This is a genomic window from Mycobacterium innocens (genome assembly GCF_900566055.1).
Lineage (GTDB): Bacteria > Actinomycetota > Actinomycetes > Mycobacteriales > Mycobacteriaceae > Mycobacterium > Mycobacterium innocens.
This window is the reverse complement of sequence record NZ_UPHQ01000212.1, coordinates 20,967-32,436: the sequence shown is the minus strand read 5'-3', so window position 1 is coordinate 32,436 and position 11,470 is coordinate 20,967. Positions and strand designations below refer to the sequence as shown.

The following is an 11,470-nucleotide window of genomic DNA, read 5'->3' as shown; positions in this document are numbered from 1 at the left end:
ACTGGGTCCGGGTCGGTGTTGGCCGCACCGACCGCCGATGACGCCGATGACGCCGATGACCATAGCGACTGCGCGCCGCGGGCCCGCCACGAATGCAGCCCGGGCCGCAGCGGCACCCGATCCCGAATCAGATGTCGTGTGACGCAGCCGTCGCGAGCTGCCCAGAACACACCAGAGCGCACCGACAACCAAGGAGGACCCGGTCAACAAGGGCCGGGCCGCCACCAAGCGATGCCCCACACGGCACCCACTGACAATCGATGAAAGGACAAGCATGTCAACCACATTCGCGCCCTGGATCAAGCGCGTGCCGGGGCCAGAACGACAACCTCACCGCGGCGCTATCGTAGTGTTCCCGCACGCCGGAGCGGCGGCCGCCAGCTATCGGAAATTGGCAGCGGCCCTGGCCGCCGGCGGCGACACGTTCATCGTCCAATACCCGCAGCGGGCCGAGCGGCTGAACCATCCGGCGCCCAGAGATATCCACGACCTGGCCCGCGGGTTGTTCCAGGCGGGCCCCTGGCACCAGGCGGCGCCGCTGCGGCTGTTCGGGCACAGCATGGGCGCGGTGGTCGCTTTCGAGTTCGCCCGGATTGCCGAACAACGCGGCATCGCGGTGCGCAAGCTGTGGGTATCGGCCGGCCCGGTACCGTCCGCGGTCGCAGATCTGCCCGAGCTGCCGACCAGTGACACCGAACTGCTGGCCGATCTTGCCAATATGGGCGGGACCGACCCCCGGCTGTTGGCCGACGAGGAGTTCGCCGAGCTGTTGACCAATGCGGCGCGATGCGACTACGAGGCGCTCAACCGGTACGACTGCAGCAACGGGGTGCGCATTCGCGCCGATATCCACGTCATCGGCGGCCGCCATGACAACCGCGTCGATGCCGGGTCGCTGCACCGGTGGGCCAACCACACCGACGGCAAATTCACGTTGTCGTTTTTCGACGGCGGGCACTTCTACATCAACGAGCACACCAACACCGTCGCCAACCGCGTCGTGACCAATGTCTGATGCCGCGTTCGGCGCGCAGCGGGAAAGGACCGGAAACGGGTTCTGGTGGCCATCGCCGGCAAGCGGTTAGGCCGGCGCGTGGTGCCGGCGTTGACCCGTTGACGCGGTGCGGGTGTTTGCCCGGCGACACAACCCGCAATCGATCGGAGGCTGACAAGTGCCAGTCCAGATAAGGCCGGCGCGAGCGCTGCAGACGCTCCGGAAAGGCAACGCACCCATCGGCGAAGTACCGCCGGACAATCAGCTGTCGTCTATGGACCAAGCCATGTTTGCGCTGCTGCACGCCATGGACCGGGCCGCTGTCGTCCAGTGTGTGTGGGTATACGAACATCCCGTCAACTTCGAGGCACTGAAACGCTTCCACCACAACCTCGGCCATGGATTGCTGGGGCGGCGCATCGAGCGTTCGCCACTGCCGTTCGCCCGCCATCGCTGGGTCTGCGACCGGGGGCCGGCGGACATGGATGTGGCCGAGCGTCCGCGTCCGCGTGGTGAACTCAGCGACTGGATCGACGAGCGGGCCCAGGAACCGATCGATCCGGAGCGGGGGCCCGCCTGGCACCTTGGCGTCCTTCCGCTGACGGACGGCTCGACCGCGATCAGCCTGGTGGCGTCGCACTGCCTGATCGACGGGCTGGGGATGGGCCTGGCGGTCGCCGAGGCGGCCATCGGCAAGACACGCAACCTCGGCTATCCGCCGCCGCATTCCCGGACCCGGCTGCGGGCGCTGGCCCAGGACGCCCGCCAAACCGTGCGGGACGCGCCCGAGGTTGGCCGGGCCCTTGCCGGGGCGGCGCGAGCGGCCCGGCGTCGTCGCGACGAGGAGGCGACTGCGACCGCGTCGTCACCGTCGCGGTCCGTCGCCGCCGGGAGCGGTTGCGGCGACGAACGTGTCGTGGTGCCGGCTATCGCCGTCCACGTCGATCTGGATCAGTGGGATGAGCGCGCCAACGCCCTTGGCGGAACCAGCCACCACCTGGCTGCCGGGTTGGCGGCCAAACTCGGCGAGCGGATGGGGCGCCGGCGTGCCGGTGACGGCACGGTCACCCTGCAGGTGCCGCTCAGCGACCGGACCGAAGACGACGCCCGGGCCAACACGCTGTCGTTTGTGAGCGTGAGTGTCGACCCGAGCCTGGTGACGACCGACTTGTCGCAAACCCGCGCGGCCATCAAGCAGGTGTTCAACACCTTGCGCGAAACCCCGGAAGTGGCCGCGCCGATGCTTCCGCTTGCCCCGCTGGTGTCGTTCGTCCCGAAGCGCGCGCTCAAACGGCTGGCCGAAGCCGCGTTCGGCTATGGTGATCTGCCCGTGGCGTGTTCCAGTCTGGGCGATCTGGCCGCCGTGGCGGCCTGCCCGGACGGAACCGAAGCCGAATACGCGTTCGGCGGTGGTGTGATCCAACGGGTCATGCGGGAGCATCTCGAGCGCCACGGCGAGCTATCGCTGGTATTCGTCCGGATCAGCGGCAAGATGTGCATCACCGTCGTCGCCTACCAGGCCGGTGAGGTCTGCTCCAAGCCGCAATTGCGTGAGCTGGCGGCGCGTACCCTGGCCGAGTTCGATCTCAGCGGGGTGATCGAGTAACCGGGATCCGCTGTCGGGCATAGCAAACTCATAAAGACTGTCAACCGTTTTAGACGTATTCCGCCGGGTATCCCTCGCTCATGACCCTCGCACTAGCCGCCGGCCGCGCGATCACCGTCTCGCAGGATTGCCGACATGAGTGAACCGGTCGGGCCCGCCGGCCCGGCGATCACGACGGCCACGTTGCCGCCGGCGCCACCGCGGATAATCCCCAAGGGCCTGCAGGGCATTGCGTTCTTCGCGGCGCGGCGGTGGGCTACCGAGCAGCTGGCACGTCGCTACGGCGGTGCGTTTCGGCTCGATGTCCCGGTGTTCGGACGCCTGGTCGTCGTGGCCGACCCGAGGCTGGCCAAAAAGGTATTCACCAGCACGACAGACGAACTCGGCGCCATTCAGCCGAACTTGAGCCGGCTGTTGGGCTCGGGTTCGGTATTCGGGCTCGACGGCGAAGAGCACCGCAGGCGCCGAAAGCTGCTGGCGCATCCCTTCCGCGCCAGCAACATGCGGAATTACGAGCGGATCGTCGAGCAGGAGACGCTGCGCGAAATCGCCGACTGGCCCGACGGCACGGCCTTCCCGACGCTGCCGGCGATGAAGCGCATCACCCTCAACGTGATCTTGCGCGCCGTGTTCGGCGCCGAGGGAGACGACTTCGACGAGCTGCGCCAGGTCATCGTGCCGTGGGCGAAGTGGGGTTCACGCTTGTCGACGCTGCCCCTGCCGAACCGAACCTATGGTCGCTACACGCCGTGGGGCCGGCTAGCGGAATGGCGGGGCAAGTACGACACGATCATCGACAGAATCATCGACAAGTCCCAATCAGGCGCCCAATCGGGCTCGGAGTTGGCGGACCGCGGCGACATTCTCTCGCTGATGCTGCGCAGCGCATACGACGACGGTTCACCCATGTCGCGAGAGGACGTCCGGGACGATCTGCTCACTCTTCTGGTCGCCGGACACGAGACCACCGCAACCACCTTGGCCTGGGTGTTTGAACGGCTGACCCGCCAACCTGAGGTGTTGTCGGCGCTCGTCGAGGAGGCCGACACCGACGACAACGAGCTGCGCCATGCGGCGATCTACGAGGTGCAGCGCACCAGGTCGGTGATCGACTTCTCCGGTCGCCGGGTGCTCGCGCCCTCGTTCCAATTGGGGGAGTACGTCATTCCCGAGGGCTATTCCATCGTCGTCAGCATTTCGCGGTGCCACGCCGATGCCGGCACGTTCCCCAATCCTGATCGCTTCGATCCGCAACGCTACATCGAGGGGAAACCGTCTCCGTTTGCCTGGGTTCCGTTCGGGGGCGGAACCCGGCGCTGTGCGGGGGCCGCGTTCGCCAAGATGGAAATGAACGTGGTGCTGCGAACCATCTTGCGCCACTTGACCATCGAAATCACCACGGCACCGCCGGAGAAGATTCGGGCGGGCGGGCTCGGCTTCCTGCCGAAAGACGGCGGGCGGGTCGTCGTGCACCACATCAGGCGGTGACCGGTCGCCCGTGCGGCCCGCCCGGGCCGGTGCGGACGACCGGTCGATCAACGGGGTTTGCCCCCGGCACACGGGGGAGGGGGGATGTGCCGGGGGCAAAGCAGTGGGTCTATCAGGGGACAAGTGCCCCGAACGGATGGGTGACCGACCAAGCCGGGTGGGTCAAGTCATCGGTGTAGTGGTAGATCGGGTGGGTTGGCGGCGGCACCGGCGGCACCGGGTGCATCGGATGCATCGGAGCCACGTCCGGGCGCATCGGACCTGACGCGGGGTTCATCGGCCCCCGGCCCGGGTGAAGCGGGCCCGCGACCGAGTTCATCGGAGCCCCGCCCGGATCCATCGGACCCGCGACAGGCTGCCCGGGGGCGGCCGACGCTATAGCGGGTCCGGCAAACGTCCCCGCGAGCGAAAGGCCAAGGGCGCACAGGACACCCGCCGACAAGATGCGAATGGTTGACATGTCGAACTCCCTTCGGTTCGGTATGAGCCTGTTCGGCTCGAAAAGCCCGCGTTGTCGACGCTGAATGAACCGGGTCTGCTGGAAACCCGTTGCCATGTCGTCGAGTCCGCCCCGGCGCCTGGCTGTCATACATGGTTGACAATATGGCGGTAGGGCCACGCGCCCTTATTGTCAACTATGGTTGCTTAATGTGACGATCGTCGCGCACCGGACGAGGCTCAGCCTGGGGCGCAACGGGTTTCGTCAGGCCGGATAGCGATCCGCGAGCTCGTGACCATCCGCATGCTCGGTATTGCTCAGCATGTTGGCAGTACATTCACGGCGCTGGAACGGAATCCGGTCGGCTTCATGGCCTATCGTGATCGCCGTGTATGGAGCCGCGGAGACGGCCGGCGGCGCAGTGGCCGGCATCGGGACGGGTAAGCCCAGTCCGCTGGTAACGCCGATGAGAAGGGTGGCGCTTGCCTGCGTCGTCGGCTCAGCGGTCGAGCACTGCGACTTCTACATTTACGGCACCGCGGCCGCGCTGGTGTTTCCCTCGGTGTTCTACCCCGGTCTCGGCCCTACGATGGCCACCGTCGCCTCGATGGGGACATTCGCCACGGCGTTTCTGTCGCGGCCGCTCGGTGCGGCGGTGTTCGGACATTTCGGGGACCGACTGGGCCGTAAGAAAACCCTGGTCGCGACGTTGCTGATCATGGCCATGGCGACGGTCACCGTCGGCGTTGTTCCGGCGACGGCCACCATCGGGGTGCTAGCCCCACTGATCCTGATACTGCTGCGCCTGCTGCAGGGTTTCGCCGCCGGCGGTGAATGGGCCGGATCGGCGCTGTTGAGCGCCGAGTCAGCGCCCGCGCACAAACGCGGCTATTACGGGATGTTCACCGCGATCGGCGGCGGCATCGCACTGGTGCTCAGCGGCCTCACCTTCTTGGTGGTGAACTACACCGTCGGAGCCGACAGCTCCGCTTTCATGCATTGGGGATGGCGTATCCCGTTCCTGCTGAGTGCGGTGCTGGTGGTCATCGCCTTGTTTGTGCGCCTGAAGATCAGCGAGACCCCGGTCTTCGCCACCGAGATGGCCAGGACTGACGCTGGGAAAGCAACCGATAGCCCCGCTCCGTTGGCGGAAGTGCTGCGCCGGCAGCGCCGCGAACTGGTCCTGGCTGCGGGTTGTGTGCTCGCGGTCTTCGGCGACCTGTATCTGGCCAGCACCTACCTTCCCTCGTACGCGCAAACCCGCCTGGGCTATTCCCGCGACTTCATCCTGCTGGTCGGGGTGCTGGGCGGGCTGACCTGCATCGTGTTCGCGTCGACGACGGCGGCGCTGTGCGACCGGTTCGGGCGCCGGCGCCTCATGCTGGTCGGGTGGGCAGCGGGTCTCCCGTGGTCGCTGGTGGTGATGTCGCTTATCGATTCCGGCGATCGCACCTGGTTCGCGGTCGCCATCCTGGGCGTTTACGCCATCGCGGCGGCTGGTTTCGGACCCGTCGTCGCACTGATCCCCGAACTGTTCGCCACCCGCTACCGCTACACCGGCACGGCCCTGTCGATCAACCTCGCCGGCATTGCCGGGGGGGGCGGTGCCGCCCTTGGTCGCCGGCACCCTGGTGGCCGTCTACGGCAGCTGGGCGGTCGGCGTGATGATGGCCGCTCTGGCGGTGGTCAGCCTGGTTTGCACCTATCTGCTTCCCGAAACTCTGCTTCCCGAAACCACGGGCACCGCGTTCGGCTCGCTTACTTGAGGGTTAGTTGGCGTGCAGATCCTCGTTGAGTGTGATGCCTTCCCGGTCGCGGGCTACCACCTCGACGGCCCCGGTCACCGAATTGCGGCGGAACAGCAGGTTGCTGCGGCCGGAAAGTTCGCGCGCCTTGACCGGCGTGCCGTCCGCCGTGGTGACCTTGGTGCCCGCGGTGAGGTAGAGACCGGCCTCCACCACGCAGTCGTCGCCCAGGGAGATGCCCAGCCCGGCGTTGGCGCCGAGCAGGCAGCGTCTGCCGATCGAAATGACCTGGGTGCCACCCCCGGACAGGGTCCCCATGATCGACGCTCCGCCGCCGATGTCGGAGCCGTCGCCCACTACCACGCCCGCCGAGATGCGGCCCTCGACCATTGAGGCGCCCAGGGTTCCGGCGTTGTAGTTGACGAAGCCCTCGTGCATCACGGTGGTGCCCGGCGCCAGGTGGGCGCCCAGCCGCACCCGGTCGGCGTCGGCGATGCGCACCCCGGTGGGCAGGACGTAGTCGACCATCCGCGGGAACTTGTCGACGCCGTAAACCGTGACCGGACCGTGGCGGCGCAGCCGGGCCCGCACCGCCTCGAAACCCTCGATGGCGCACGGTCCGCGATTGGTCCACACCACATTCGTCAACACCCCGAACAAGCCGCCGGCGTTCAGCCCGTGCGGCGCCACCAATCGATGCGACAGCAGATGGAGCCGAAGGTAGGCGTCGTACGCGTCGGCGGCGACATCGTCCAGCGAGCCGATGACGGTGCGGACCGCGACGACTTCGGTGCCGCGATCGTCGTCGCGGCCGACCAGTGCGACCAGCTCGGGGGGAATGTCGGACAGCGCCAGCCGGGAGGTTCCGCTGCTATTCGATTCCGTGAGCTCCGGTGCGGGGAACCAGGTGTCGAGGACCGATCCGTCGGCGGCAAGGGTCGCCAGGCCGATGCCTGCTGCTCCAGTCACGCCTCGACACGCTACTTGCTGGCGCGAGCAGACACCGAATCGCATCCCGGGGCGCCCGGGAATGCGATTCGGTGTCTGCTCGCCGCAAGGGGCGACCCACTACCCTGGTCGCTGTGCTGGACTTACACGGGGATCCGATCGAATTGACCGCGGCGCTGGTCGATATCCCCAGCGAGTCGCGCAACGAGGCCCGCATCGCCGACGAGGTGGAGGCCGCGCTGCGGGCCCAGACAACCGGCTTCGAGATCACTCGCAACGGCAACGCCGTGCTGGCGCGCACCAGCCGCAACCGGCCGTCACGGGTGCTGTTGGCCGGACACCTCGACACCGTGCCGCCTGCCGGCAACCTGCCCAGCCGGCTCGACAATGGCGACCTGTACGGCTGCGGCGCCGCCGACATGAAGTCCGGTGACGCGGCTTTCCTCCATTTGGCCGCCACCGTAGCCGATCCGGTGCACGACCTGACGCTGGTGTTCTACGACTGCGAGGAAATCGAGGTTGCGGCAAACGGTTTGGGCCGCATCGAAAATGAGCTGCGGGACTGGTTGTCGGCCGACGTGGCCATCCTCGGCGAGCCGACCGCCGGCTATATCGAGGCCGGCTGCCAGGGTACGCTGCGCGTCGTGATCAGCGCCGCCGGAATCCGGGCCCATTCGGCGCGTCCCTGGTTGGGCGACAACGCAATTCATAAACTGGGCGGGGTCCTGGACCGGCTGGCGCGATACCAGGCCCGCAGCGTCGACATCGACGGTTGCACCTACCGCGAGGGATTGTCGGCGGTGCGTGTCGACGGCGGCGTGGCCGGCAACGTGATTCCCGATCGCGCCTCGGTCACGGTGAACTACCGCTTTGCGCCCGACCGGTCGGTGGCCGCGGCCCTGCAACATGTCCACCAGGTGTTCGACGGGCTCGGCGTGCAGATCGAGCAGACCGACGCCGCCCCGGGCGCACTGCCCGGGCTGTCGGAGCCGGCCGCTAAAGCACTGGTCGAGGCCGCCGGTGGGCAGGTCCGGGCGAAGTACGGGTGGACCGACGTGTCGCGCTTCGCGGCGCTGGGCATCCCCGCGGTCAACTACGGACCCGGTGATCCCAACCTGGCGCACCGGCGCGATGAGCGGGTTCCGGCCGCCCAGATCACGGTGGCCGTAGACATGTTGCGGCGCTACTTGAGCGGGTAGCGCATTCCCACATTGCTTGATTCATACGGTGATGGCGCGTAGCAGGATGGTGCCACGGCGCTCAGTGACGATCAGTTTGTCGTAGCAGCTAGCCGCCGCCACGCAAGCTGCGGGCTGGACACGGCCCGATTGACGGGCCGGCTTAGATCCCTTGTTCCGGTCGACGTGGGGGTGACCTCGCATAGCGAACCACGTCGTAGCTGCCCGCTGTGGACAGTCCGAATGGTGCACTGTGCCCATTGCACAAGCAGTTCGCGTGGTCGTTTCGCACAACCGGGCGTCGCCGTCGTCCGCCAACTTGAGCGCTCTGCCACATGTTGCGGGGTGGATTGGGATGATTTGGCCCTGTAACTCTCGTGTGCAGCTGGTCGAGAATTCATCAGGCGCGTTGCTTATGCGGGCGGGGCTTCAAAGATGTTCTGCTCCAACGGTTGTGAGCACGCGGACTTCCATACGCAGCGGATTCGTCGATTAATTGAGGAGTTGCGGTTGATGTTACGAGTGGTTCCTGAGGGTTTAGCGGCGGCAAGTGCAGCGGTGGACGCACTGACGGCTCGCCTGGCTGCTGCACATGCTGCTGCAATACCGGCGATTACGGCGGTGGTACCACCGGCGGCGGACCCGGTGTCGCTGGAGACCGCGGCCGGGTTCAGCGCGGTGGCTGGCGAGCATGTTGCGGCCGCCGCGGAGGGAGTCGAAGAGCTGGGCCGTTCGGGGACCAGTGTTGCTGAGTCTGGTGTTAGTTACGCGATTGGGTCGCTCGGGCAAACCGGAAACCGCCGCCGTCGCGACGCCTGGGTCCGAGAGTCACACCGAGCCCGACTGGTTCGCCACCGCGGCTGCTGCTGCGTCCGAAGCCGCGGCGGCCATCCCGATCGCGGCCAGCTCTTCGGCTACCGCGGTCAGCGCGGCAGCGTCGCCATCGGCGAGCGCGCGGGCCTGTTTGGCCACGAGATCACCTACCAGGCAGTCGATTTCGGTGGCCAGCCGGGTCACCGGGACTACCGCCCGGATATCGCCGAGGCGAACGGCGTCGTGCCAGGCCCGAAGCGCCACCGTCGACTGCCCGCCACGCTCAGCGGTCCGGGCCGCCTCGCGGGCATCGGCGATTGCGCCGGCCTTGTCCCGGGCGGCCGCTTTGGTCCACGCGCGGGCGAGCATGAGTTCGGGTGCGAACAACGCTGACTTGGTACCGTGTCGGGTTTCGGCGCGCCGCAACGCTTTCGCGGACTCGGCGATGCGGCCCTGCTGCGCGATGGCGGTGGCCAGTAGCATCAGCGACAGCGGACCCCAGGAATAGCCGCTGCGTTCCAGTTCGGCGGCGGCGGGCTCCAATAGCGATGCCGCAGCATCGAATTCGCCCTTGGTGAGCAGCACGTGTCCCAGCAGCACCTCACCGATGGCCCGACCGGGCTGCTGCAGCTCGGCAAAGTCGGTGAACTGCTGGGCCAGCGCCTGAGCCTGGGCGACCTCACCCGCCATCAGTAGCGAGGTGATCTGAGCCAGGCCCACGGTGAACCGCAGCAGCCCGGGATGCTCGGCGGCCGACGCCCGTTGGGCCAGTGGCTCGACGTCGCGGAAGCGACCCATTCGAGCCGAGGACAGCGCGGCCGCGCTCGCCGCCCAGGCCACGGCCGTGTCGCCGGGGGACGGTTGGGACAACACCTTGCCGGCCAGCGTGATTGCCCGCGGCAGGTTGCCGGCGTTCATGGCGAACGTCGCCGTCAACGCGTCCAGCTCGGCCTGCGCGGTGGGCTCGGCGATCCGGTTTCGGGTCGTCTGCAGGAACGCCGTGGCCCGCTCCGGCTCGCCGAGCATCCAGAACTGGTTGGCCGCCCGCGGTACCGCCCACGCCCTCAGCTCGGTCTCGGACAGGCCGTCAGGGTCCACCGCCGCCAGCACTCCGGCGGCTTCCCGGCCGCGTCCCTGCCAGCTCAGCGCCTGGGCCAGCACCAGTCGTGCGTCCAGTGCGGCCGAGCGATCCAGCGCCGCTCGGGCCAACCGCTCGGCAAGCCGCACGTCGCCCAGTCGCAGCGCCTGCTGCGCGGCGTCGACGACCTCTGTCAGCGGCTGCGCGGCTTCGCTGTCCAGTGCGAGCGACGCCAGCCGCAGCCGGTCGCTGAGGTGTTCGGTCGGATGCCGCGACAGCAGCGCGACTATGTCGGTTCGGAGTCGTCGCGCCCCGTCGTGGCCCAGCGCCGCACGCGCGCGTTCGGCGAACAGCGGGTGCGCCGTGTAGACCACCGGGTCCTCGGCGTGTCCGCCCCGTACCCGGGTTTCCACCGCTCCCAGCTCCTCCGCTTGCTGCACGGCGCCGTCACCGGCGAGGTATGTCAGGTCCGCGAGCGACAAGGGTTCTGCAATGGCGAGGTAATCCAGGACCGACCGCGCCGCGGCGGGCAGTTCGGCGATGAATTCGTCGACCTCGCCCGGTTCGGTCGCTCCGCCCGGCGGCTCGATGTCGATCCGGTCCAGCAAACCGTCGGTCCACAGCGCTGCGATGGCCTCGGGCGCGGCGCTGACATCCGCGCCGCGGGCGGTGACGATCATCCGGCCCGTACCGGTCAGCGCCAATTGGTACACCAGGGTGGCCGACAGGATGTCCAGGTTGTGGGCGTCGTCGACGATGAGCAGCAAATCGCCTTGCTGATCGTCGCCGCTCAGCGATGCCCGGGCGGCCCGCAGTAAGGCGGCCGGCTTGCCAAGCTCGGCGATGTTCACCAGATGGCCGAAGGCGCCGAATGGCACCACGCGTTCGGTCGGGGTGCCGATGACCCAGCGGATGAGAGTGGCCGGGTGCCGGCGGCAGAATTGTTCGGCCGCTAACCGGGCCAAGGTGGATTTGCCGACGCCATCGGGTCCGAGGACGACGGCCCCCCCGGTAGCCGATGCGTCACCCAGAGAAACGTCCAGCCGCTCCAGCGCGGCCGCATGTTGCGGGACGTTCCATCGAATGGCCACCGCTGAAATCTTATGGCGCTCGATATGAACTGGCGCAAGGGTGGCCCAATTCTGCTTGCGTTCCGCCGCCCCCGAGCCGGCGTTGGTCTA

7 protein-coding genes and 2 pseudogenes are annotated in these 11,470 nt (G+C 67.8%); 6 read left to right on the top strand and 3 right to left on the bottom strand.

The genetic code is table 11. From position 1 onward, the window contains the following. The first annotated feature begins 274 nt into the window (after positions 1–274). From EET03_RS20165 to EET03_RS20155, 3 genes are all read left to right on the top strand, one after another. Positions 275–1,015 carry a thioesterase II family protein gene (locus tag EET03_RS20165; RefSeq protein WP_208649101.1) on the top strand — a complete coding sequence of 247 codons (741 nt, stop codon included), beginning with the start codon at positions 275–277 and terminating at the stop codon, positions 1,013–1,015. A 157-nt stretch (positions 1,016–1,172) separates the two neighbouring features. Continuing rightward, on the top strand, positions 1,173–2,600 hold the full coding sequence (locus EET03_RS20160; protein WP_075543150.1) for a wax ester/triacylglycerol synthase domain-containing protein: 1,428 nt from the start codon (positions 1,173–1,175) through the stop codon (positions 2,598–2,600). Positions 2,601–2,735: 135 nt separating this feature from the next. Next, the gene (locus EET03_RS20155) at positions 2,736–4,088 is read left to right on the top strand and encodes a cytochrome P450 (RefSeq protein ID WP_075543151.1); all 1,353 of its coding nucleotides are present in this window, start codon (positions 2,736–2,738) and stop codon (positions 4,086–4,088) included. Between the two features lie 112 nt (positions 4,089–4,200). On the opposite strand, the gene EET03_RS32480 is transcribed toward EET03_RS20155, so the two are convergent. Continuing rightward, positions 4,201–4,323, bottom strand: a complete 123-nt coding sequence (locus EET03_RS32480) for a hypothetical protein (RefSeq protein WP_279637722.1) — start codon at positions 4,321–4,323, stop codon at positions 4,201–4,203. A gap of 670 nt (positions 4,324–4,993) precedes the next feature. Here EET03_RS32480 and EET03_RS20145 point away from each other — a divergent pair. Continuing rightward, positions 4,994–6,293 (top strand): annotated as a pseudogene (locus tag EET03_RS20145) (MFS transporter). 3 nt (positions 6,294–6,296) lie between these two features. Here EET03_RS20145 and dapD read toward each other — a convergent pair. Further along, positions 6,297–7,286 carry a 2,3,4,5-tetrahydropyridine-2,6-dicarboxylate N-succinyltransferase gene (gene dapD, locus EET03_RS20140; protein ID WP_099193692.1) on the bottom strand — a complete coding sequence of 330 codons (990 nt, stop codon included), beginning with the start codon at positions 7,284–7,286 and terminating at the stop codon, positions 6,297–6,299. Between the two features lie 68 nt (positions 7,287–7,354). Here dapD and dapE point away from each other — a divergent pair, with 68 nt between their 5' ends. Together dapE and EET03_RS20130 are read left to right on the top strand one after the other, a co-directional pair. Further along, the gene (gene dapE / locus EET03_RS20135) at positions 7,355–8,419 is read left to right on the top strand and encodes a succinyl-diaminopimelate desuccinylase (protein ID WP_075543154.1); all 1,065 of its coding nucleotides are present in this window, start codon (positions 7,355–7,357) and stop codon (positions 8,417–8,419) included. Between the two features lie 489 nt (positions 8,420–8,908). Next, positions 8,909–9,175, top strand: a pseudogene (locus EET03_RS20130) (PE family protein); the annotation flags it as partial. 51 nt (positions 9,176–9,226) lie between these two features. On the opposite strand, the gene EET03_RS30915 reads toward EET03_RS20130, so the two are convergent. Further along, positions 9,227–11,380 (bottom strand): AAA family ATPase, encoded by a 2,154-nt coding sequence (locus EET03_RS30915; protein ID WP_099193691.1) that lies wholly within the window; start codon positions 11,378–11,380, stop codon positions 9,227–9,229. Positions 11,381–11,470 lie beyond the last annotated feature (90 nt).